Below are 23,895 nucleotides of genomic sequence, written 5' to 3' on the forward strand. Positions count from 1 at the left end.
TCGTTACAACCGGTCTGATTTCAATGCATGGATCGCATCCGAGATATAAGCCGCACCTATCAGCTTCATGCCCGGATAATCTGCCGGGTTCAGGTGGGCAAGGCTATGTTTTGGCACCACAGCCCGCTCAAAGCCGATGCGCTCGGCTTCCCGCAGGCGTTGTTCAAGGTTGGGCACACTGCGCACCTCACCGCCCAGACCCACTTCCCCAATGGCAATGAGCTTATCGCTCACGGGGCAGTCCAGCAGAGACGACACCATACACAGGCAGACCGCCAGATCGCAGGCAGTATCCCGCAGGGCAATGCCGCCCACTATGTTGATATAGACATCCAGATTGCCAAAGAAATACCCTGCCCGTTTTTCCAGAACGGCAATGAGCAGATTCATGCGGTTATAATCATAGCCGCTGCAGGCACGGCGCGGTGCCGGGAAATTCGTTTTGGTGGCAAGGGCCTGGATCTCGCTTAGAATGGGGCGGCTGCCCTCCATCGTACAGGCGACGCAGTTACCGGAAACCCCCAGCGGACGGCCTTCCAAAAGCATCTGGGAAGGGTTTTCGATCTCCTCCAGCCCCTGCCCTGTCATATCAAACATGCCCAGTTCATTGGTGGAGCCATAGCGGTTCTTGGCAGCTCGCAGAATGCGATAAGGCAGCATTTTGTCGCCCTCAAAGTAGAGCACAGTATCCACGATGTGCTCCATGACCTTGGGGCCTGCAATGGCTCCGTCTTTGTTGACATGGCCCACAATGAACATGGGGATCTCCTGCTTTTTGGCTACCGCCAGCAGACGGGCGGCGCTCTCCTTGACCTGACTGACCGTACCGGCCGAGGAAGAAAGATCCATACAGCGCATCGTCTGGATAGAGTCGATGACTACAAGCTCCGGCTTTTCCTTTTCAATCAGGCCGCAGATCTCGTCCACATCGTTCTCCGCAGCAAGATAGATGTTCTCCTGCGGCACTTTCAACCGCGCAGCACGCAGTTTGACCTGACGGACAGATTCCTCACCCGTGATATACAGAACAGAATGCTGGTTGGAGATGGCACCGCAGAGCTGCAAAAGCATCGTAGATTTGCCAACACCCGGTTCTCCGCTGAGCAAAACCACGCCGCCCAGCACGATGCCGCCGCCCAGCACCCGGTCAAGCTCCGATATGCCGGTCAGGATGCGGCTTTTCTCTTCCGTAGTGCTGATATCGGCCAACCGCCGGGCCGTCAGCGAGGTGACACCCTCCTGCCGGGCAGGTGCTGCCGCTTTGCTGCTGGAAAGCCCTGCCTTGGGCGCTTCCGCAACAACATCCTCATTCATGGTATTCCAGCTGCCGCAGCTGGGGCAGCGGCCCATCCAGCGCGGGCTGGTTTCACCGCAGTTGGAGCAGACGTAAACAGTTTTGAGCTTTGGTTCCTTCATGGTGCACTCCCTGCAAAAACGCCGCTGGAAAAGCGGCGCTCAATTTCATTGTTCTGTTTTAGTTTACCACATTCTGTTGTCTGCCGCAACTGCTCCCTTACTTTACCTCAACAACGGTGATATTTTGGGCTGTCACACTGCTCTTGCTCAACACAATGTCACGGATCTGCGCTACCTGTGCAGCCGTTAAGGCATCGCCCGAGGTCATAACAGTCAGATCGGCCCGACCTGACTGCAGAAAGCAGAGACAATCCGCAAACCCCTTGGCCTTGACCAGTGTCTCGATCTCGTTTTCCGCGTTGAGATCCGCAAGGTTTCCGGTCAGCTGGCTGGTATACTCCTTCTTTTCTTCCGTGGAGAGAGAAGCGGATTTCAGCGCTTTCTGAATGCTGTCCATGGCTTCATCGTGGGCTTTGGTCCGCTTGAGCCGCGCTTCTTCAAAGAACTTGGAGCCGCTGTTGTTTGCAACGCTCACAAGCTGAGCTTCGCCATAATTCTTGTTGGCACTGGAAACCGCTTCGGCTTCAGTCATCAGTTCATCCGTAACGGGAACGGTCTCCTGACTGACGGCAGAGACGTTGACTGCATCCTCTTCCAGCGTCACACCGGTGCGGGCATACTGCCAGTTCAGATAAACGGCAATGACCAGTGCTGCTGCCAGAGTAATGGCTGTTGCTTTGCGGGTATTCTTCGAGATGGCTCTCATAGCTGTTTCCTCCTTATATTACATGGTGCGTTATCCTTTGCGCTGTTCTACACAAATTCGATTGGCCGAAAGATCCAGCAGTGCCCGGACAAGCTCTGTGATACGAGCGGCGACCCGGACATCTCCCCCACCATCACAGACAACAGCCACACCGCAGACGGCAGGCAGATAGGTCGTCTCTTCCAGGGCGGAGCCATCCTCCAGCAGAACATGGGTCTCCTGGTTCTGCATCTGGCCGGACTGCGTATCCACAGCATAGATCGTTTCTTCCCCACTTTCCAGTGTCACCATCACAACGGTTTTTCCTGCCCCATCGAGCTGTTCGATCAGCTCTGTCAGCTGTGTTTCCAATTGCTCCCGGTAGGCAGTTTCTGAAACAGCAGCAGAACTGCCTGCATTTGCTGCGGTTTTTGCGGGGGTCGAGAATAATTCTGAGAATAAGATCAGCAGCATTGCCGCCACACCCAGAATGATTGCGAGCTGGGTGCGGTTTTGCTTCTGGAGCAAACCGGCAAAGAGGCTCTGTTCCCTGCTCTTCATCCGGAAAGGTTCCCCTCCTTTGCTTCCTGTCCGCTGCTGCGGGCATCCAGTTCAGCCTGAATGGCATCTTCCAGCGTGCCCATGGATGCGGGCGAAAGATCCGGCACAGAAAAGGACTGAACTTCTGTCCGGAGCTGAGGGATGACCTGTAAAAGCACCACTAAAATATATAGTCCAGCCACGGCTTTTATGCACCGTCGGGCCCAGCTGTTTCCTGTGAGCCGGGCCAGCAGCTCTGCGCAGATACAGGCAGTGCAAAAGACCACAGCTGCGCTTTTCAATGTCTGCATCAAACGCCTCCCAGCATAAAAAGAAGTGCGGTTCCTGTTACGGCCAGCCCGAAAAAGAGCGCGATACAGGCCATCATACACCGGACAGCAGAAGCAAAACAGGTAAGCAGTGCCTGTCCACGGTTGTTTCCGGTCAGGCTGCACAGCGTACCGCAGAGAATGATACATCCCAGATGCGCAAGCATCCCGAGATACAGTGGCAGAAACTCAGCCAATAAAATCAGGATAGCGGCCATTCCAAGGCCGCTTTTGAGCAATTGGATGCCTGCCAGAACAGCCTCGGAAGCATCGCTCAAACTCTGCCCCACAATGGGAATGGTGCCGGTGAGAAACTGTCCTGTGCGCAGCGCCGTTCGGTCGAGCTGTGCGGCAGAGATGCGCTGGAATCCCAACAGTGCAGCCAGCAGCTTTCCAGTAAGGGAAAGTCCCTTTTGCAGCAGTGTCCCTGCCGCTTTGCACAGGTTCCCCAGGCAGCTCTGTTCCGTGATACAGCAAGCCATGCTCAATGCAAGGAAGCATTCCAGAATGGGCGGTACAAAGGCCGTCAGGGCCTGTGCCAGCAGACAAAGCAATGTCAGAAAAAAGCCGCTTGCGGCGGCCCCGGCACTTGTCTCACCACCCATGATCAGAACACCGGCATAGACAGGAAGAAAACCGGAGAGAAAGCGGTTCCAGCTTTCGATCTGCGCGCACAGCTGCCGGGCAATTTCAAGCAATGGTTCCCACAGGAGGATCCCACACCCACCGGCGCAGACAGGATCACACCAGCTGTGATCACCTTCCTCCCCCAGAAACAGACTGACTATGGCAGACAGGAGCAGAAACAACAGCAGTGCGGCATAACCGCGGATGCTTTCCCGCAGTGTCTGGAACAGAGACGAAGTGCAAAAACTTTGCAGAACGCTCCACGGGTCTTCTGCTACCTGCAAAGCATCCACAGGGCTTTGGTCAAGATAAGGCTGCCAGAGCTCTGCTCCCGGCAGCTGTGTGTGCAAACCGGCACTCTCTGCCGCAAAAACTGTCGGGGCGCACAGGCAGAGGCTTGTTCCCACCAGCAGAAAAGCCCACCACTTCCAGTTCTTCATCTTGCAATGCTCCCAATCGTCTGCAGGATCTCTTCCAGCAAGGGCCACGCCGCTGCCAGTACAAGACACCGACCTGCCAGTCCAACACACCACCCTAAAGATTCTGCCCCGGCTTCCTCACACAGGGTGCGGGTATAATCTGTCAGCAGAACGATAGCCGCACTCCGTACAAGGCAGGAAAAAGCCCCGCTGTCAGCTTGTCCAGCCAGGCGTGCTATGCCGGAAAGTACTGTCCGGATGCTTGTCCCTGCCCGCACCAGCAGCACCAGCGCTGCCCCAAGGGAGAGCAGGAGTGCATAGGCGGGGGCCTGCTTTTCCAGAACTGCATAGAGCAGTGCCGCGAGCAGCGCAATGCCGAACACAGCCACGGCTGCACTCATAGTGCAAACAGCGACTTGATGGTAACGAACAGCACACTGATCTGTTTGACCAGGATGGACAGCACGACCACCAGACCGGCCAATGTCGTCATCATTGCCTGATCCTCCCGCCCGGAGCGGATCAGCAGTTGGTTCAGCACGGCAACAATGATGCCAATGGCCGCAATTTTGAAGATAAGGTCAATCTCCATCCGCGTCCTCTCCTTTTGAGCTGATTCATCCCAGCAGAATGGCAGCTGCAAGCCCGACGGCCAGGCCCAGCTTGTGCGAAAGCATCGACTGCGTCCGGGCCGCAGCTTCACCTTCCTGCAAGGCTGCCTGAAACTGTGCCTGATACAATTCAAGCCGTCTGCACTCCTGCTCCGCTTCCAACCGCCCCAGGCCTGAAAAACATTCTGAGAAGCGGGTGCGTTCTTCTAAGGTCAGGGAGGGAAAGGGCTCCAGCGTTTGTAACGAAACCGTTTCTGGTGGAAGCTGCCCATCCTGTATCAATTTCCGGCAGAGAAGATTCAGGTCACTGCGGCGGAAGCTGATTTCCTGATGCAGCGTTTCCAGCAGATCCAGGGTTTTGCGCAGGGCTTCCAGATGCGCCTGCGCCTGCTGATGAAAGCTGTCGCCTGCGCACCAGCCGCAGACGACAAAACAGCAGACACTCAACCAGCGCAGAGGGCTCATAGAAACCGCACCTCCCCGATGCAGCCGGGTGCTTGTCTACCGGTCAGCCAGACGAGCACCCGCACCGCGCCGCGCTCCATCAGATATTTTACCTGTGGGCGCATGGTCGCCTCTTCGGGTGTGGCAGCATGAAGGGTGGCAATAAAATCCACCCCGCTGAACAGGCCCTGCTCCAGCGCTGTGACCTCATCCAGACCTCCCAGCTCATCCAGCAGGATCACCTGTGGCGAAAGGGTGCGCAATGCCATCTGCACTGCTTGTCCCTTGGGGAGCCCGGCAAGAACATCCAGCGCCTCGCCGTGTGTATTCCCGGCAAAGAGCTCCCGCCGTTCATCAATGACCGAAAGGATCTTCTGCTGCCGGACGAGCTCCCGGGCAATACTGCGCAGCAATGTGGTCTTGCCGCTGCCCGGCTCTCCAACAAGAAGCATCCCGATGAAATGCCCCCGCAATGCTGCGGTCAGTTCCTGTGGAAGCGGAACGGTCTTTTCCCGGGCAATGCGCAGGTTGACAGAGGTAAGCTCCTGCAGAACCGTGCCCTGTTCCGGGTTTTGCAAAAAACGCCCGCCAAGCCCTGCCCGACAGCCATTTTCCAGTGTAACATAGCCCTGTGCGATCTCTGTCTGATGGGTATGGACTGAACCGCCGCAGAGGGTGAACAGGATCTCTTCCATCTGCAACGGGGTCAGCTGCATCGTTTGCAGTGCATTCAGTTCAGGTGCCAGCTGTGCAGGTGTGCAGCTGCACCCCTGCACCGTAAACTGTGGAGCACAGCCCAGCCGGAGCCGCAGCTCATGTACAGTTTCCGCATCTTTTGACGGGAGCTGCCCCAGCGGCCTTGCCAGCCATTGGGGCAGTGTCTGCACCACCTGATAATACTCGTCCATCTTCTGTTCTCCTTCCGTGTCCTTTGCCATCAGTGTATGCACCGGCCCGGAGGTTAGAACCCGCAGGGCGCAGAAAAGCCCGCACAGCATCCAAACTGTACGGGCTTTTTAGAACAGGTTTTCTGATTATTGCTGGGACTTATCCTCTGCGATCATAGCAAGAAACTCTACCTCGGTCAGCACAGGCACACCCAGTGCCTGTGCTTTGGTCAGCTTGGAACCTGCGGCGGCACCAGCCACCACATACGCTGTTTTTTTGGAAACAGAACCGCTTGCTTTGCCGCCATTCTTTACGATAAGTGCCTCAGCTTCACTGCGGGAGAGTGTTTCCAGCGTTCCGGTCACGACCAGCGTTTTCCCGGCGAGCTTATCGCCCTTGGGCTCCCCCTTCCATTGCATGTTCACACCGGCATCGGCCAGACGGTGCACCAGATCCGTTGTGCCATCCTTGGCAAAGAATTCAGTCACGCTCTGGGCCATCACGCCGCCAAAACCATCAATCTCGCCGATCTGCTCCTCGGTTGCTTCCCGGATGGCCTGCAGAGAGCCAAAATGCTCTGCCAGCAATGCGGCGGCTTTATCGCCGATGTTGCGGATTCCAAACGCAAACATCAGCTTATCCAGATTGTTCTGCTTGGAAGCTTCGATCGCCTGCAGAAGATTGTTTGCGCTCTTTTCCTTGAACTTTTCCAGCGTGAGCAGCTGCTCTATTGTCAAGTCATAGAGATCTGCCGCAGAGTGTACCAGCCCTTTATCCACCAGCTGCGTGGCGACCATGGTGCCCAGACCGTCGATGTCCATGGCATCCCGGGATGCAAAGTGGATGATATTGCGGAGTGCCTGTGCGGGGCATTCCGGGTTGACACAGCGCAAAGCAGCTTCATCTTCCAGGTGCACTGCCGGAGCACCGCAGGAAGGGCAAAATTCCGGCATCTGGTAAGGCTGAGCGTCCGGTTCGTGGCGGGTCACACCGATGACCTCCGGAATGATATCACCCGCCTTGCGCACCTGAATGGTATCTCCGATACACAGACCCAGTTGACGGATAAAATCTTCATTGTGAAGGGTGGCACGGGAAACCGTGGTACCTGCCAGAAACACCGGGTCAAAACAGGCGGTGGGAGTCAGAACGCCGGTGCGTCCCACGCCGACTTCAATACTGCGCAATGTGGTCTCCTTGACCTCGGGCGGATACTTGAACGCAATGGCCCAGCGCGGGAATTTGTTGGTGGAGCCCAGCAGTTCCCGCTGTGCAAAGTTGTTCACCTTGATCACAGCACCGTCCATATCAAAATCCAGTGCTGCACGGTTCTGGCCGATCTGCTCGATCTCTGCAATGGCATCCTCGATATCATGCACGATATGATAACGCGGGGAGACCGGCAGGCCCAGACTCTTGAGGTAGTCGAGGCTTTCGGCATGGCTGGTCAGTTCCCTGCCCCGCACCTGCTGGACGTTGAATACGAAGATGGACAACCCCCGGCTGCCGGTGATCTTAGAATCCTTCTGACGCAGAGACCCTGCGGCAGCATTGCGCGGATTTTTGAACGGTGCCGCACCCTGTAATTCCTGTTCCGCACAAAGGTGCTGGAAGGCATCGTGCGGCATGTAGACCTCGCCGCGCACTTCCAGATATTCCGGGGCATTTTTCAAAGTCTTTGGAATACGCTTGATAGCCTTGACATTGGCTGTCACATCTTCACCCACCACGCCGTCGCCGCGGGTGGAAGCACGCACAAGTACGCCGTTCTCATATTCCAAGCTGCAGGAAAGGCCGTCGATCTTGATCTCGACGACATATTCCGGCTCGATCCCGGCTTCCCGTACCCGGCGGTCGAAATCGCGCAGTTCATCGAAGGAAAACGCATCCAAAAGGCTTTCCATCTTCACAGCATGTGTCACCTTGGCAAAGCGCCCGCTGGGGGTTCCGCCCACTTTCTGGGTCGGAGAATTCGCAGTGACCAGCTGCGGGAATTCTGCTTCCAATGCTTTCAGCTCCCGGGTCAAAGCGTCATATTCAAAATCCTCCAGCTCCGGGGCATCCTGATCATAGTATAAACGGTTGTTCCTTTCAATGATCACGCGTAGCTCTTCCGCGCGTTTGCGTGCCTGTTCCAGTTCCACGTTCGTTTACTCTCCTTTTCCCAATACCAATACTGTAATTATACCATATTTCAAAAGCAAAATACAGCCAAAAGTGCTGCCGGTGACTCGGGAGTGAACGTGCCGAATCCTAACAAGACAGTCGCTTTATTTTGCCCAGGTGGGTTCCTCCGTGCCATCATAATCGAACAGGCCGTCATTTTTCTCTTCCATGGCCTTGATCATGTGGTAGGTGTATTCGTTATACGGCGTGGGAATCCCAAGCTCCTTTCCCATCCGCATCAGCGCTCCCGAGAACATATCGATCTCTGTATGCCGTCCGGCATCCAGATCCTGCAGAGTGGAATAACGGGCTGTGGCAGGAACAGCGCATCCGTGGCTGACGGCATCTGCGATGCGCAGATCAATGCCCCGTGCAGTTGCAATGGCTTCCAGTTCCCGGCGCAGGCCATCGCTGATGGCTTTCATGTGGACGCTGTCCCGGTAGCAGCCCACACCGGCTCCCAGAATCGCCTGCGGCAGATTGTTGCAGACGTTCAGCCGGAACTTGCTCCACATCTCTTCCTGAATGTGTTCCGTAACCCGGAAGTTGACCCCGGAATCCGTGAACAGTTCCCGCACTGCCTTGACACGTTCACTCTCAAACGGTGCAAATCGCTCGCCATAGATTACACCAAGTGTTGCATCCGGGTCAAAATGGTAACCATCCGCTTCCTTGTGAGACGCAACCTTGATGAAGGAATACAGCAGATGCTCTGCACCCACCTGTGCGGCGATCAGCTCCTCGCTGTCCACACCATTCATCAGACTCATCACAACGGTATTGCTGCCGACAGCGGTCTTGATGCTTTCCAAAGCTCCGGGCAGTGAGCCATATTTCAGTGCAACGACCAACAGGTCTACGCCCTGCGCTTCCTGCGGGGTCCAGACCTCCGGGCGGTAAACTGCTCCATTGATGGCGCAGCCGCTTTCTTTCAGCCGCCGGGCACGGTCACCTTCCGCGATCACACCCAGACGGATATTATCCTTTTTAGAAAGCCCCCAGATGATGTAAGAGCCCACCGCTCCAGCGCCCAAAATGGCAACAGATTGTATTTTCATGTTAGATTCCCCCTCTTTGATTTGTCCGATTCCATTGTAGCACGAATTCGATTTGCTGGAAAGAGAAATGAAAATGCAAAGCTATTTTTGCACATAGATTTTACAGCAATTTGATTGCAGCGGATGCTGATGTGCCGCGGGGCAGCGGATATGCTGGGCGCAACCTTCAAATTGACCGCAAACGGTGCCAAAGTGCTTTAAAGCAGAACAAAAAGCCCCCGGAGAACTTTTTGCGGTTCTCCGGGGGCTGATTTTACGCGTTATAAAACATAGATACGTCTGTTATTCTCAGATAGAAATCGTATTACAAACGTCAATGAGCACCGGGTCCAGTGTCTTGGTCATCTCCAACGCCTCATCCACGGGGTAATCCACGAGGTGCTCACCCTTCATACCAACGATACGGTTGTACTTACCCTGCTCCAGCAGGCAGACAGCGTGATAGCCCATTGCGGAAGCATTCACGCGGTCACGCAGAGTGGGAGAGCCACCGCGCTGGACATGGCCCAGAATGGTAGCACGGGTATCGATGCCGGTGCGGGCCTGGATCTCGTTGGCGATCTCCTGAGAGTGGCCGATGCCCTCGGCAACGATAACAATGAAGTGGCGCTTACCGGTGCGCTGCGTCTCGGTGATCTTATCCAGAATGTCGTGCTGCATATCGAATTCCTTTTCGGGCAGCAGCACAGCCATGGCACCGGAGGCAATGGCAACGTTCAGAGCGATGTAACCCGCATTGCGGCCCATGACCTCGACCACGCTGCAGCGGTCATGGCTCTGGGTGGTATCGCGCAGCTTGTCGATCATTTCCAGGGCGGTGTTCATTGCGGTATCGTAGCCGATGGTGTAATCGGTGCAGGCGATATCATTATCGATGGTGCCGGGCAGACCGATCATCGGAATGCCGCGGTGTGCCAGCTCACGGGCACCACGGTAGGAGCCGTCGCCGCCGATGACCACCAGCGCGTCAATGCCCAGCTCACGGCACTTTGCAGCGCCCTTGTCCTGACCCTCCTTGGTCTTGAACTCCAGGCAGCGGGCCGTATACAGGATGGTGCCACCGGCAGAGATGATATTGGAAACGCTGCGCAGGTTCATTTCAAAGCACTCGCCGTCCAGCAGGCCATTGTAGCCGCGCTGAATGCCGATCATACGGAAGCCCTTGTGCAGGCCTGCACGGACAACGGCGCGAACTGCAGCATTCATACCCGGAGCGTCGCCGCCGCTGGTCAGCACACCAATCGTTTTGATTTGCTTTTCCATGGAAAGATTCCCTCCAATTGTTTCGTCATTTACCTATGGAGCACTTACCCTCTCTCTTTGGGCACCAGCTCCATCGCCTTGCTCAGATCATAACTTGCCTTTAGACATTATAACACAGTTCCCGCTTGAATCCAATACCTTTTTGGCACTTCGTTAAAAGTTTATTAAAATTCACAGGCGTACGTCTTGGTGTTGTTTTTGGCACACGTGCACCTGGTTTGAATCGTTCCTGCGCATGTCATTTTGTTGCAACATTCTTTTCGCCCACGATGCGCTGCAGTTCCTCAAAGAAAAGCGGATGCCCTGATGTATACAGCCTGCGGGGAGCCGCCAGCTTCTGTTTTGTGTCCTCCAGATAGAAGATCACCGGCATATCACCGTCAAAAATCTCCAGCAAATTGACCACCTTGGCGTACTCCGGGCTCGTGCGGGAGGGCAGCCGGACGTAGAGCCGCCGGGCTGCATCCCGCATCTGATTAGGGCGGTTGGCCTGCGGCCTGACGGGGTTATAGCCCTCAATGGGCGAGATACTCTCGGCGACCAGGCGGGCAGGTTCATCCTCTCGGATAGACAGGCGGCCCTCAATGACCACGACCGCGTTATCGTGCAGCACGTCCCGGAATGTTTCCAGTGTGCGCGGGAACACGATGACCTCCATGGTGCCGGTCAGATCCTCTACGCTGGTATAGGCCATCATGCTGTTAGTCTTTGTTGTCACCATTTTGCTCTTGACGATGGTGCAGACGATGCGGACATGGCTATTGTCCGGCACATTGGCATCCTCACCGGTCAGAGCTTTGATGGTGTGGGTGGCAAACTGAGCCGACTGCTCCCGGTAGGCATCCAGCGGATGACCGGAAAGGTACAAGCCGCTGACCTCTTTCTCCTGTTGGAGCAGCTCGGCGTGGGTATACTCAGGGCAGGGCTTGATCTCATAGCTGTCGGTGGCAGACGTATCGTGCGTGCCGCTCATCATCGAGAAGAGGTCGATCTGACCATCCAGATTCTTCCGGCTGTCACTCTCGATGCTCTTGAGTACGCCCTCAGTTGCTTCGACCAGACTGCGGCGGTTGGAGCCGAGATTATCAAAGGCACCGGCCTTGATGAGGCTTTCCACAGTGCGGCGGTTCAGCTCGGTACCATGCATCCGTTTGCAGAAATCGTACAGGCTGGTATAAGGCTTTTCCTGCCGCTCCTCTACGGAGCGCTCGATCAGCCGGGTGCCGACATTTTTTACGGCGTTCAGGCCAAACCGGATCCGACCGCTGTCCTCTGCAGTAAAGCCGCTGCCCGAGATATTGATATCCGGCGGCAGGACCTTGATCCCCAGCCGGGCGCACTCGCCGGAATACTCGATGACTTTGCCGGTGTTGTCCAGGACACTGGTCAGCAGCGCAGCCATAAACTCGCTGGGGTAATGGCACTTGAGGTAGGCTGTCTGGAATGCCACATAGGCATAACAGGCGGCATGACTCTTGTTGAAGGCGTAGGATGCAAAGCTGGACATCTCATCGTAAATTTCGTTTGCAACCTTTTCCGAGATGCCGTTTGCCACACAGCCCGGGCACTCGTTGCCGGGGTCTGTGCAGCCGTGGACAAAATGTTCCCGCTCCGCCTCCATCACAGCGTGTTTCTTCTTGCTCATGGCACGGCGGACATTATCTGCCTGCCCGAACGAAAAGCCCGCCAGCTCCCGGAAGATCTGCATGACCTGTTCCTGATAGACGATGCAGCCATTGGTCACATCCAGAATGTGGGCCAGCTGCGGGGTCTTATAGCTGATTTTGTCCGGTTCATGGCGGTTGCGCAGGTAGGTCGGGATGGAATCCATCGGGCCGGGGCGGTACAGGCTGATCAGAGCGATGACATCTTCCAAATTCTGCGGCTGCAGGCCCACCAGCACCTGCTTCATACCCGAGGATTCAAGCTGGAACACGCCTTCGGTCTCACCCCGGGAGAGCATTTTGTAGGTTTCAGGATCGTCATAATCCAGCTTGGCGATGGAGAAATCCGGTTCTTTTTTCTGAATGGCCAGCTCCGCATCCCGGATGACCGTCAGGGTGCGCAGGCCGAGGAAGTCCATCTTCAGCAGGCCCAGCTCCTCGATCTCCGTCATGTTGAACTGGGTCACGGGCAGGCCATCGTTGGTGGCAAGGGGCAGATAGTAATCCGTTGGTTCCGGGGTAATCACAACACCGGCTGCATGGGTAGAAGCGTGGCGGGGCATTCCCTCCACCTTCATGGCAGTGTCGAGCAGTTCCGTCACCTTCGGGTCCGTTTCATACATCCGCCTGAGCTCCGGTGAGACCTCCAACGCATGTTTGATGGTCATTTTGAGCTCCGCCGGGACCTGCTTTGCCACTACATCCACTTCCTGATACGGCATTCCCATCACACGGCCCACATCGCGAATCGCATTGCGGGCAGCCATGGTGCCAAAGGTAACGATCTGAGCTACATGATCAGCGCCATACTTGCGGTTGACGTAGTCGATCACCTCCTGGCGGCGCTCGTAGCAGAAGTCCACGTCGAAATCGGGCATACTGACACGTTCCGGGTTCAGGAAGCGCTCAAAGATCAGGTTATAGCGAATGGGGTCAATGTCAGTGATGCCCACGCTGTATGCTGCGATACTGCCCGCACCGGAGCCACGGCCCGGGCCCACCGGGATCCCCTGGCTCTTGGCATAGTTGACGTAATCCCAGACGATAAGGTAATAGTTGGTATAGCCCATCGTCTTGATGACACTGATCTCGTAGTTCAGACGGTCTTTGTTGGCCTGCGGCACATTGGAACCGTAGCGGCGCTCCAGACCCTCCCAGCAGAGCTTTTCAAAGAACGCCTGGTTGTCCATGCCGCCGGGGGCCTTATAATACGGAATTTTGGTGTTACCAAACTCAAAATCAAAATTGCACTGGTCGGCAATGATCTGTGTGTTGGCACAGGCATCCGGCACCATGGCAAACAGATCGTACATCTCATCCGTTGTTTTAACGTAGAATTCGTCGGTCTGGAACTCCATACGGTCGGCATCCTGCATGGTTTTTCCGGTCTGGATGCAGAGCAGGATCGCCTGCATCTTGGCATCCTCCTTGCGCAGGTAGTGGGAATCGTTGGTGGCTGCCATAGGGATGCCGGTCTCCCGTGCCAGCTTGATGAGCTGAGGCAGCACAATGTTATCCTCTTCCAGCCCGTGATCCTGCAATTCAATGTAGTAATTGCCCTCACCAAAGAGGTCGCGATACCACAAGGCAGAAGCCTTAGCGCGCTCGTAATCGCCGGACAGGATCGCCTGCGGGATCTCACCCGCCAGGCAGGCAGACAGGCAGATGAGGCCTTCGTGGTATTGTTCCAGCAGCTGCTTATCCACACGCGGCTTGGAGTAGAAGCCCTCGATAAAGGCGGCAGAAACCAGCTTGGCAAGGTTTTTATAGCCTGTCTCGTTCTTGCACAACAGAATCAGATGATTGTTGCCATCGATCTTGTTCACCTTATCAAAGCGGGTGCGGGTGGCCACATAGACCTCACAGCCGATGATGGGTTTGATGCCCGCCTTTTTGGCTGCCTTGTAAAACTGCACACAGCCGTACATCACACCGTGGTCGGTGCAGGCAATGGCAGTCTGGCCGCACTCCTTCACCCGATCCATCAGCTGGTCAATGCGGCAGGCACCGTCCAGCAGACTGTATTCTGTATGGATATGGAGGTGGACGAAGTCTCTTCCCTGCTTATTGCCCTCACTGGGTTCGATCATTTCGTTTCCTCCTTTTCCGCGTTTTCTTCCAATCTTCTGCGCAGATCCTCTGCCAGCGCTTCCAGCTTCTTCATCCGGTGCGAAAGCCCCGATTTGCTCACGGGCGGGTCAAAACAGGCACACAGAGCTGTCAGGGACAAGTCCGGATTTTCCATTCGCATGGCCGCAGCCTGCTGCAAGACCTCGGGCAGTGTTTCCAGCGCACCCTGCTCCTGCAAAAAACGGATTGCACGGGTGGTCTGGGCATTGGCCCGGGCCGTTTTGCCCAGATTTGCGGTATCACAATTGGTCTGACGGTTGATCTGGTTGCGCAGCTGCTTGACTGCCTTCTGGGCATTCATCCGGGCCGAAGCTTCTGCCGCTCCCATAAACGCAAGGATGCGCTCCACGCTGGCGCTGCTTTTGACGTAAATCAGGTTTACGCCGTTGCGGCGGGTACGGTGGGGCGCAAATTCATGCTCAGCAAGCAGGGCCTCAAAATCCTTTGCAAGGTTGGTGCGTCCGGTCAGAAATTCCAGATTATACTCCTTCTGTGGGTCCGTCACAGTGCCGCCGCACAGGAACGCCGTGCTGATATAGGCACTCACGCAGGTCTGACACCGGATGAGCCCCGGGTCGATCTGCAAGCTTGTCTCGCTGCCCGTGGTGCCGAACAGCTCGTGCATCCGGCGCACCTGCTCCGGTTCCCGGATGCCGAACTCATATACCACACCGCTGGGGCGGGGCTTTTCCAGCACCGCGCCCTGCACGCCGCAGCGGGCAAACAACTGTTCGGCCACACGGGCGGTCAGCTCCTGTTCAGTCTGCAGCACAAGGCCCCGTGCATCAAAATATTTGGCAAAGCAGGCGATGCCATAGGCTGCCGCCCGCACACAGCAATCCTTTTGCAGCTGCAAACTGCGCTGTGCGATCTCTTCCCGTGCCTGGGATGCAAAACTCATGTCGCTCTCATTTCTGTTCTCACGGGCTCTGCCGGGTCAGCGCGCCGCATCACGGTGCTGAATGCCGGTCTGATAGCCCAGTTGTTTGCAATATTCCGCGATTTTCCGCGCAAAGGTGATCGAGCGGTGCTTGCCGCCCGTGCAGCCCACTGCAATGGTCAGCTGGCTTTTCCCCTCCTTGACATAGAGGGGCAGCGCATACTCCAGAAAGCTTTCGTACCTGCGCAGCAGTTCCTTTGCCTCCGGGTGACCCATGACAAAATCCACCACTTCCTCATCCAGCCCCGTTTTATGCTTGAGCTCCGGGATATAGAAAGGGTTGGGCAGGCAGCGGACATCCAGCACCAGGTTCGCATCCTCTGGGATGCCGAACTTGAAGCCGAAGGACATCACGGTGAGCCGCATTGCTGCCTTTGCCCCGCCATCTGGCGCAAACAAATTACAAATGCGCTCCTTGTTCTGGGCCGTGGAGAGAAACTCCGTGTTGATGGTGTAGTCTGCCCGCTCCCGGAAGGGCTGCAGGATCTGCCGTTCCTTTGCCAGCGCTTCCCGGGTGGAGATTCCCTCGGCAATGCTGATGGGATGGCGGCGGCGGGTCTCGCTGTAACGGCGCATCAGTACATCATCCGGGGCATCGATGAATAAGATCTCATACTCGATGCCCTGCTCATCCAGCTGGTGCAGCGCCTGTTCGATCTGCTCGCTGGTGTGGCAGCCGCGCACATCCATGGAGAGCGCTACCCGCTTGAGCTGGTTATCGCCTGCCTTGGAGAACGCCGTGATGCTGGGCAGAAGCTCTGCCGGAACATTGTCGATACAAAAAAAGCCGATATCCTCCAGTGCGTTCATCGCAACCGATTTTCCCGCACCGGAAAGCCCGCTGACGATCAGAAGATCCATACCATTTTCCCTCTTATGCCTTGACCACTCGAATTTCCTTTTCCAGGTCGTACCCGGTCTTTTCCTTTACGACTGCCCGCACCTCATCGCAGAGGGCCAGCACATCAGCGCAGGTCGCGCCGCCCAGATTCACCACAAACCCGCAGTGCTTCTCGCTGACGGCAGCACCGCCGTGGCGATAGCCCCGCAGGCCGCACTGGTCGATGAGGGCAGCCGCAAACGCTCCCACCGGCCGCTTGAAGGTGCTGCCGGCGCTGGGCTTATCCAGCGGCTGCTTATCGATGCGCTTCTGCATCAGCTCATCCATCCGGGCCTTGATGGCTGCCGAATCTCCACGCTTCAGGTGGAACTTTGCGCTCAGGATGCAGCCGCCGTTTTCCTCAAAGATGCTGTGCCGGTAGGAGAGGTCGAGGTTTGCGGCATCTTCTGTCACGATCTCACCTTCTCTGGTCAGATACGTCACAGAGACCAGCACATCCTTCATCTCTCCGCCGTAGGCACCGGCATTCATATAAACTGCACCACCCACTGTGCCGGGGATGCCATAAGCAAATTCCAGGCCAGTCAGGCTGCTGTCCAGCGCCGCCTTACACAGAGCAGAAAGCTTCAAGCCCGCACCTGCGATGACTGCATCGTAGACCGCCCCAGGCTCTGCACCCGGATGGCTGACGTTTTCCAGAAAACCGATTCCCATTTTCAGAGCCGTGGTATCCACGACCACGCCCCGGTAGCCCCCATCCTCAAACAGGATGTTACTGCCGTTGCCCAGCAGGTAATATTTCACGTCGCACGCTTTGCACAGTGCGATCACGCGGCAGAGCTGTTCCTCCGTCTCCGGCCGGGCAAAAACATCCGCCGGGCCGCCAATTTTAAAGGTGCAGTGGGCAGCAAGGGATTCGTTCTCGGCAAAGCGGATCTCCTCCGCCTGCAGCTGTTGTTTCAATCGTTCCATAAAACAGGATTCCTTTATCTGTAATCTTCATTCAACGGTGCCGTCCAGACCCAGACGGATCAGCAGCTCCTTGGCGGCATTATAGCCCATCCGCTTCTGGCGGTTGTTGATGGCGGCGGTTTCCAGCACAACGGCCAGGTTGCGTCCCGGGGAGACCGGGATGCTGGTGCTGGGGATGTTCACGCCCAAAATCTCGTAATATTCGCTCTCCAGTCCGGTGCGCTGATAGTTCTTGGTGGGGTCCCATGCTTCCAGCTGGACCACAAGATCCAGGCTCTCGCTCTCCTTGACCGCACCCACGCCGAACACACGGGCCACATTGACGATGCCGATGCCGCGCAGCTCGATAAAATGGCGGATGTTCTCCGGAGCTGTGCCCATGATCTGGCGGTTGGAGACCTTGCGCAGCTCCACCGCGTCATCCGCCACCAGACGGTGGCCGCGCTTGACCAGCTCAATGGCCAGCTCACTCTTGCCGATGCCGCTGTCGCCCAGGATCAGGATCCCTTCACCATACACCTCCACCAGCACGCCGTGGCGTGTGATGCGGGGTGCCAGCTCCAGATTCAGCACGCTGATCAGACTGCCCATCAGGGTGCAGGTCATCTCGTTGGAGCGGAGCAGGGCCACCCCGTGCTTCTGAGCCAGTTCCAGCATCTCGGGAAATGGTTCCAGTTCCTCACTGCGGCAGACGATGACAGCCGGAGGCTGCTGGCCGAACAGCTGGTCCAGCCGCTCGTACCGCTTCTCGGCAGAAAGACCAGAAAGAAAGTTCATCTCGGCCAGACCCAGGATCTGCAGCCGGAGCTTATCAAAGTAATCATAGTATCCGGCAAGGAACAGGCCCGGGCGGTTGACCTCCGCAATCTCGACATTGATCTCTTCCAGCCCTTTCGGGGTGTAGACCACATCCAGACTGACCTTTTCCGTCAGCTTCTTCAGCGAAACATTGAAATTCGCCATCGTTCTTCCTCCTGCACAAATGTTTCCTCTCCCTGCCCGGCAGCACACCGGGTGCGGGGCACGCTTTTTCTTTCCCTTATTATAAACGAGATGGTTTCGGATTACAATGATTCTGCCGGAAAATCTTCATTCTGGAGCCTGCATCCCGTTGCATCCTCCCTCATATCCCTTTATAATAGAGATGGTACATCCCTGCACCGGGAAACAGTCATTCACTTTACACGCTTTTTACATTCTCTGGATTTCCGATTTTACATTCAGGCTCTATACTCATAAATAGGAGAACATTCCGTCAAATAAACGTGTCAAACAAAGCGAGGAACTTCAAATGACTGTTTTTAATGTATTTTCCCTGCTGGGCGGCCTGGCCTTGTTCCTGTTCGGTATGGACATCATGGGCAAGGCGCTGGAAAAGCAGGCCGGCGGCCAGCTGCAAAAGGTCCTGAGCAAACTGACTGACAACCCGCTCAAGGGCTTTTTCCTGGGTCTGTGCGTCACTGCCGTGATCCAGAGCTCCAGCGCCACCACCGTTATGGTGGTCGGCTTTGTCAACAGCGGCATCATGGAGCTGCATCAGGCCATCGGCGTTATCATGGGCAGCAATGTGGGCACCACGGTCACCAGCTGGATTCTGAGCCTTTCCGGCCTGCAGGGCGACAGCTTCCTGATCAATATGCTCAAGCCCACCTCCTTCAGCCCGGTGCTGGCCTTTATCGGCATCCTTCTGTACATGGGCAAAAGCGAAAAGCGCAAGGGTGTTGGCACCATTCTGATCGGCTTTGCTGTGCTGATGACCGGTATGACCACCATGTCCAATGCTGTGCTTCCCCTGCAGAACGAGGCGTGGTTCACCAGCTTGTTTATCCGCTTCTCCAATCCTCTGCTGGGCGTTCTGGTGGGGGCCGTTGTCACCGGCATCATCCAGAGCTCCAGTGCCAGCGTTGGTATCCTGCAGGCACTGAGCGCCACCGGTGTCATCACCTACGGCAGTGCCATCCCCATCATCATGGGCCAGAACATCGGCACCTGCGTCACCGCGCTGATCTCCTCTGTGGGTGCCAACAAGAATGCCCGCCGCGCCGCCATGGTGCACCTGTACTTTAACATCATCGGTGTCACCCTGTTCCTGGCTATTTTCTATGGTGCAAACCTGCTGCTTGACTTTGCCTTTGTCAATGAGACAGTCACTGCCTGGGGCATTGCCGTGGTCCACTCCATCTTCAACCTAACGGCCACCGCTGTTCTGCTGCCCTTTGCAAATGGGCTGGAAAAGTTGGCCATCCTCACCATTCCGGACGATGCCGAAAAAGAGAGCTTTGCTCTGCTGGATGAGCGCCTGCTGAACACTCCCGCCGTGGCTGTGGAGCGTGCCCGCGCCGCCACTGCAGACATGGCCGAGCTGGCCCGTGTGGGCGTGGTGCAGGCCATGAGCCTGACCCACAAGTGGGACGATTCCCTTGCCCAGAAGGTGCGGGAGGAAGAGGAAAAGGTGGACAAATATGAGGATGCACTGGGCACCTATCTCGTCAAGCTGTCCAGCCGTGAAATGAGCCATGCCGACAGCCAGAGTGTGAACACTCTGCTCCACACCATCAGCGATTTTGAGCGCATCAGCGATCACTCTGTAAATGTTCTGAGCTCCGCCGAAGAGATCCACGCCAAGAGCATTGAGTTTTCCAAGGATGCACAGGAGGAACTGCAGGTGCTGGAGGGGGCCGTGCAGGATGTGCTGAGCCGCACCACCGATGCATTCCGCAAAGGCGATCTGCATCTGGCCGGCAAGGTCGAGCCGCTGGAGACCGTTGTGGATGAACTGGTGCGTGCCATCAAGGCCCGCCATGTGGCCCGCCTGCAGACCGGCAGCTGTTCCATTGAATATGGTTTTGTTCTGGAAGATCTGCTGACCAACTACGAGCGTGTCTGCGACCACTGCAGCAATGTGGCTGTTGCCCAGATCGAGGTGGCACAGGACAGCTTTGATACCCACGCTTATCTGAACGACCTGCGCTACGGCAACGAGACCAAGGAAAGTGAACAGTTCCAGCGCCGTCTGGATCGTTACCGTGAGCGCTATCTCTTCCCTGACAGCGACACTGCACCCGCAGCCGCAAAGGAGGAATCCAACAAATGATCTACATTGTAGAAGACGATGCCGCCATCCGCGAGCTGGAGCAATATGCACTGCAATCCAGCGGATACGGAGTACAGAGCTTTGAAACCTCTGAGCCTTTCTGGCAGGCCATGCGCGCCGCGGAGCCTGAGCTGGTCATTCTGGATGTGATGCTGCCCGGTGAGGACGGTTTTTCCATCCTGAAAAAGCTCCGCAATACCCCTGCTCTGCGCCGCCTGCCCATCATCATGGTCACAGCAAAATCCAGCGAGCTGGATACCGTGCGCGGGCTGGACTGCGGTGCAGATGATTACATCACTAAGCCTTTTGGCATCATGGAATTTCTGAGCCGGGTGCGGGCCGCCCTGCGCCGCTCTGCCCCCGAGGAAAAGCAGAATGTTTATGCCTTCCATGAGATCCTGCTGGACAACGCCCGCCACAGCGTGACTGTGAACGGCACCCATATTGACCTGACTTACAAGGAATACAGTCTGCTGCGCCTGCTGCTGGAAAACACGAACCTTGTCGTGACCCGCGAGACCATTCTGCAGGTGGTATGGGGCACCGATATTTCTGTTGAAAGCCGCACCGTGGATATGCACATCCGCACCCTGCGCAAAAAGCTGGGGGACGCGGGCAGATATATCTGTACCGTGCGCAAGGTCGGCTACAAGCTGGCCGACAATGAGGAGGGCGAGGAAGAATGAAACCGCAGAGCATGGAAGAAAAAATCAGTTACCGGCTGTTTTTCATGGGCTTCGTCGGTCTGGTCTGCACCGCCGTGCTCTGTCTCTTCGTCTTTCACAAAGCGTTCCGGGAACAGGCGTGGACCTCGCTGGAGCATCAGGCTGATCTGGTTTCCGCCGGATACGAGCAGCTTTCCTCTCCGGATCAGCTCTCCGTGTTCGTCAACGGAGACCTGCGCATTACCCTGATCGCAGCAGATGGCAGTGTGGTGTTCGAATCCGCCACTGACCAGCAGATGGAAAACCATCTGTCCCGCCCGGAGATCCAGCAGGCCATGCGGGAGGGTGTAGGCCGTAACTGCCGCGATTCCCAGACCATGGGGTACGAGACCTACTATTACGCCATGCTGCTGCCCGGCGGCGATATCCTGCGTGTGGCCCAGGATTCTGAGACCATCTGGTCAATCTACGACGCGGCCCTGCCCGCCATCATCCTGAGCTGCATCCTGATGATGGGTGCCGCAGCGCTGATTGCCGGGCTGCTGCCCCGCAGTCTTGTCCAGCCCATTCTGAAAATGACGGATGACCTTGAGCACATTCAGGAAAACGTTCCCTACCGGGAACTCATCCCCTTTGCTGAGAGCATCCATTCTGATCGGCTGCTCCGGGAAAACAACGAGAAAATGCGGCAGGATTTCACGGCCAATGTCAGCCACGAGCTGAAAACGCCGCTGACCAGTATTTCCGGCTATGCGGAACTCATTGAGACCGGCATTGCCAAACCCGCCGATGTGCCCGAGTTTGGCCGGAAGATCCATGTAGAAGCCAGCCGGATGATCCAGCTGGTGAACGATATCCTGCAGCTGTCGCACCTGGACAGCGTCAGCGAGACCCATGCACAGCCCGACATGGAAACGGTCGATCTGCTGGATGTGGCCAAGGATTGTGTGGAGCGTCAGAAACTGAACGCACAGCGCTCTTTTATTTCTCTTACCTATCTGGGAGAGAGCGCCAGAGTACTTGGCAACCGGGATCAGCTGGATGAGCTGTGCCAGAACCTGTGCGACAACGCCATCCGCTACAATCGACCCGGCGGCAAGGTCCAGCTCATCACCTCCTGCACCCGGGACGGCCATTGTACCCTGACCGTCAAGGATAACGGCATCGGTATCCCGAAAGACGCGCAGTCCAGCGTGTTCGAACGCTTCTACCGGGTGGATAAGAGCCGGAGCAAGGCCACCGGCGGCACCGGTCTGGGGCTGGCTATTGTCAAGCATATTGCCCGCATCCACAACGCCCGCATCAAGTTGGAAAGCGAAGTGAACGTTGGCACCACCATCACCGTCGTTTTTGAGACCGCCCACTAAAACTGCAAAAAGCTCACGTCTGCCTGCACCTGCGGGCAGGCGTTTTTTGTTGTCAGCGCTTCTCGCCCTGTTCCCTGCTTCAGCGCCCGGACTGCTCCCAGAGAGAGCAGATCATACCCGTTTTCCCAGCAGCGCTGAACGGTCTGCACGCAGAGTTGCTCCAGCGCCGCACACTGTGCTGCTGTGGGCAGAGCTGTGCCTGCCCTGCGCTGGCCGGTCAAGGTCACGGCAAAGCCATCTTCTACAGCTTCCACCGATACCACACAGCGCCGGAACGTCACCTGCCCGCTGCCCAGCGGAAAAGTGTGTTCTCCGCTCTGACCCAGCAGCAATTGTGCCATCTGGCTCTCTGCCGGGGTGAGCCGGGTGTTTCCTGTTTCGGTGAGCAGAAGCATTTCCTCCGTGTTTTCAATGGCACCATCCGTCAGGATAAGCACCGGAGCCAAAAGAGCGTTCCGGCTCTCGTATAGGTGCGGAGCCTGCGGTGCAGCTTCTTTCACGACCTGCAAAAGTCGTTCCGGGAACAGTTCGTTTTCTCCGTCTGCTGCGGCCAGTTCTTCCCCGGAAAGCTCCGCGCAAAAAATGCGGGCAGACAGCCCTTGTACCGGTTCCTCTTTCAACACGGTCTCCGCCTGTCGAATGGTTTTTAAAGTTGTTTCGGCATTCAAAAGCAGATACTCGCACAGCCGGTAGCTTGCTTTACAGGGTAGGCCACGCTCGGCTTCAGTCAGAGCCGTTTGCAGGGTGTTTCCCTGCCCGGTGCAGAGCTGCACCTGTGCGGCGGCATCAGAGGCATCGGCAGCGGCTTCCGGAAACTGGTAGAGCAGACCCACCGTCCAGCTCTGTGCCACCACTGTGGGCGGGGTAAGAATCAGGGCACGCACCATGCTTTTCTCGGTATTCTCTGCCCGCAAAAACACCCCGCACCAGAGCACCAGCACCCCTGCCGCCAGCCACCGGAGGGCACGTTGTTGGCCCGTCATGCGTTGTTCTCCGCAGGCGTAGCCCTGCCCCACAGCCGCCCGGCCAATTGACGCACCACCTGCACCAGCACGCAGAACCGGAACATTGCCGCTGCCAACCAGACCAGCAGCACAAGGGCATCAAACCGGGAGATGCTGCCCAGCCTGCCCGCCTGCAGAAGCTCGATGCCGGGCAGGGCATTCCCTGCCCCAAACACCAGTTCCGTACAGAGCGCAAAGCTGCCAGCCAGTATAAAAGCTTTCACCGGAAGCCAGACAGCGTACCGCACCTGCTTTGCCGGGCAGAACAGCGGTAGGGCGAAGTATTCCGGATACAGAGGCAGGATAATCGTTTGAGCATCAGCTTGCATCATCAGACTTTCCCAGTGGAACTGGCCATTCAGCCCCAGCAGGCAGAGCAGAACCGTCAGTGCCGCCGCCCAGCACAGGATCGGCGCACAGCGGACCAGTACCGAAGGTTCCAGCTTCCATCCTGCCCAGAGCAGCAGCGGGAGAAGCCCCAGCATGGCCATGGAAGAAAAATTCCCCCAGCAAAGCTCCTGCGCCTGACGGAAGGTCTCCACAGCCTCCCAGACAAACCAGAGTCCCAGTCCTCCGCAGACTACCCGGGAACGCAAGTCTGTACCCAAAAAACTGTCTGCACGCTGCTCTGCCCCGGCTGTCAGGGCGGTGATCAGAACCAGCGCCAGTGTCATGGGCAGGCCGCGCAGCAGAAAACTGCGGGCTGTTACAGGCGCACCCGTCTGTAACACACACCGAGCGAACTCCGCAGTGAGCACACTCAAGGTCAGTG

Annotated in this window: 22 protein-coding genes; 3 read left to right on the forward strand and 19 right to left on the reverse strand. The window is 56.7% G+C overall.

Features of this window, described 5'->3' with window-relative positions; translation table 11 throughout:
* Positions 1-3: 3 nt before the first annotated feature.
* From radA to hprK, 17 genes are all read right to left on the reverse strand, one after another.
* Entirely contained in the window at positions 4-1,416 is a 1,413-nt protein-coding gene (gene radA, locus J3352_RS02095) for a DNA repair protein RadA (RefSeq protein ID WP_082210792.1), read from the reverse strand.
* Between the two features lie 97 nt (positions 1,417-1,513).
* A complete protein-coding gene (locus tag J3352_RS02100; protein WP_005934277.1) occupies positions 1,514-2,122 on the reverse strand; it encodes a SpoIIIAH-like family protein in 609 nt (202 codons plus the stop codon).
* A 30-nt stretch (positions 2,123-2,152) separates the two neighbouring features.
* On the reverse strand, positions 2,153-2,662 hold the full coding sequence (locus J3352_RS02105; protein WP_005934280.1) for a hypothetical protein: 510 nt from the start codon (positions 2,660-2,662) through the stop codon (positions 2,153-2,155).
* Complete coding sequence (locus J3352_RS02110) at positions 2,659-2,952, reverse strand: hypothetical protein (protein WP_005934282.1); 294 nt, start codon at positions 2,950-2,952, stop codon at positions 2,659-2,661. The genes J3352_RS02105 and J3352_RS02110 overlap by 4 nt, the downstream gene beginning before the upstream one ends.
* Positions 2,952-4,037 carry a stage III sporulation protein AE gene (locus tag J3352_RS02115; RefSeq protein WP_097771957.1) on the reverse strand — a complete coding sequence of 362 codons (1,086 nt, stop codon included), beginning with the start codon at positions 4,035-4,037 and terminating at the stop codon, positions 2,952-2,954. The genes J3352_RS02110 and J3352_RS02115 overlap by 1 nt, the downstream gene beginning before the upstream one ends.
* Positions 4,034-4,417, reverse strand: a complete 384-nt coding sequence (locus J3352_RS02120; RefSeq protein ID WP_005934290.1) for a SpoIIIAC/SpoIIIAD family protein — start codon at positions 4,415-4,417, stop codon at positions 4,034-4,036. Before J3352_RS02120 ends, J3352_RS02115 begins: the two co-directional genes overlap by 4 nt.
* Positions 4,414-4,608, reverse strand: coding sequence for a stage III sporulation protein AC (spoIIIAC, locus tag J3352_RS02125; protein WP_005934292.1), 195 nt, complete (start codon positions 4,606-4,608; stop codon positions 4,414-4,416). Before spoIIIAC ends, J3352_RS02120 begins: the two co-directional genes overlap by 4 nt.
* A gap of 25 nt (positions 4,609-4,633) precedes the next feature.
* On the reverse strand, positions 4,634-5,092 hold the full coding sequence (locus J3352_RS02130) for a stage III sporulation protein AB (RefSeq protein WP_005934294.1): 459 nt from the start codon (positions 5,090-5,092) through the stop codon (positions 4,634-4,636).
* Positions 5,089-6,009, reverse strand: coding sequence for an ATPase, T2SS/T4P/T4SS family (locus J3352_RS02135; RefSeq protein ID WP_242651656.1), 921 nt, complete (start codon positions 6,007-6,009; stop codon positions 5,089-5,091). The genes J3352_RS02130 and J3352_RS02135 overlap by 4 nt, the downstream gene beginning before the upstream one ends.
* Positions 6,010-6,105: 96 nt before the next feature.
* On the reverse strand, positions 6,106-8,103 hold the full coding sequence (ligA, locus tag J3352_RS02140) for an NAD-dependent DNA ligase LigA (RefSeq protein WP_097771956.1): 1,998 nt from the start codon (positions 8,101-8,103) through the stop codon (positions 6,106-6,108).
* A gap of 126 nt (positions 8,104-8,229) precedes the next feature.
* On the reverse strand, positions 8,230-9,183 hold the full coding sequence (locus J3352_RS02145; protein WP_097771955.1) for a ketopantoate reductase family protein: 954 nt from the start codon (positions 9,181-9,183) through the stop codon (positions 8,230-8,232).
* Positions 9,184-9,471: 288 nt separating this feature from the next.
* Positions 9,472-10,446, reverse strand: coding sequence for a 6-phosphofructokinase (gene pfkA / locus J3352_RS02150; protein ID WP_097771144.1), 975 nt, complete (start codon positions 10,444-10,446; stop codon positions 9,472-9,474).
* Between the two features lie 238 nt (positions 10,447-10,684).
* On the reverse strand, positions 10,685-14,200 hold the full coding sequence (locus J3352_RS02155; RefSeq protein ID WP_156068730.1) for a DNA polymerase III subunit alpha: 3,516 nt from the start codon (positions 14,198-14,200) through the stop codon (positions 10,685-10,687).
* Entirely contained in the window at positions 14,197-15,141 is a 945-nt protein-coding gene (gene whiA, locus J3352_RS02160) for a DNA-binding protein WhiA (protein ID WP_156065744.1), read from the reverse strand. The genes J3352_RS02155 and whiA overlap by 4 nt, the downstream gene beginning before the upstream one ends.
* A 36-nt stretch (positions 15,142-15,177) precedes the next feature.
* The gene (gene rapZ / locus J3352_RS02165) at positions 15,178-16,041 is read right to left on the reverse strand and encodes an RNase adapter RapZ (RefSeq protein WP_097771954.1); all 864 of its coding nucleotides are present in this window, start codon (positions 16,039-16,041) and stop codon (positions 15,178-15,180) included.
* Positions 16,042-16,054: 13 nt separating this feature from the next.
* The gene (murB, locus tag J3352_RS02170) at positions 16,055-16,993 is read right to left on the reverse strand and encodes a UDP-N-acetylmuramate dehydrogenase (protein WP_005934317.1); all 939 of its coding nucleotides are present in this window, start codon (positions 16,991-16,993) and stop codon (positions 16,055-16,057) included.
* Between the two features lie 27 nt (positions 16,994-17,020).
* Positions 17,021-17,956, reverse strand: coding sequence for an HPr(Ser) kinase/phosphatase (hprK, locus tag J3352_RS02175; RefSeq protein WP_005934318.1), 936 nt, complete (start codon positions 17,954-17,956; stop codon positions 17,021-17,023).
* Between the two features lie 328 nt (positions 17,957-18,284).
* Between hprK and J3352_RS02180 the strand changes: the two genes are divergently transcribed.
* The 3 genes from J3352_RS02180 to J3352_RS02190 are packed head-to-tail and all read left to right on the forward strand — an operon-like array spanning position 18,285 to position 22,119.
* Entirely contained in the window at positions 18,285-20,087 is a 1,803-nt protein-coding gene (locus J3352_RS02180) for a Na/Pi cotransporter family protein (RefSeq protein WP_005934320.1), read from the forward strand.
* A complete protein-coding gene (locus tag J3352_RS02185) occupies positions 20,084-20,773 on the forward strand; it encodes a response regulator transcription factor (RefSeq protein ID WP_005934321.1) in 690 nt (229 codons plus the stop codon). Before J3352_RS02180 ends, J3352_RS02185 begins: the two co-directional genes overlap by 4 nt.
* Complete coding sequence (locus tag J3352_RS02190) at positions 20,770-22,119, forward strand: cell wall metabolism sensor histidine kinase WalK (RefSeq protein ID WP_156065746.1); 1,350 nt, start codon at positions 20,770-20,772, stop codon at positions 22,117-22,119. The genes J3352_RS02185 and J3352_RS02190 overlap by 4 nt, the downstream gene beginning before the upstream one ends.
* On the opposite strand, the gene J3352_RS02195 is transcribed toward J3352_RS02190, so the two are convergent.
* Both J3352_RS02195 and J3352_RS02200 read right to left on the reverse strand, forming a co-directional pair.
* Entirely contained in the window at positions 22,116-23,102 is a 987-nt protein-coding gene (locus J3352_RS02195; protein ID WP_156065747.1) for a hypothetical protein, read from the reverse strand. The genes J3352_RS02190 and J3352_RS02195 overlap by 4 nt on opposite strands.
* Positions 23,099-23,854, reverse strand: a complete 756-nt coding sequence (locus J3352_RS02200) for a hypothetical protein (protein ID WP_156065749.1) — start codon at positions 23,852-23,854, stop codon at positions 23,099-23,101. The genes J3352_RS02195 and J3352_RS02200 overlap by 4 nt, the downstream gene beginning before the upstream one ends.
* Positions 23,855-23,895: the final 41 nt, after the last annotated feature.

Origin of the sequence: Faecalibacterium sp. Marseille-Q4164 (assembly GCF_017377545.1) — a bacterium.
Lineage (GTDB): Bacteria > Bacillota > Clostridia > Oscillospirales > Ruminococcaceae > Faecalibacterium > Faecalibacterium duncaniae.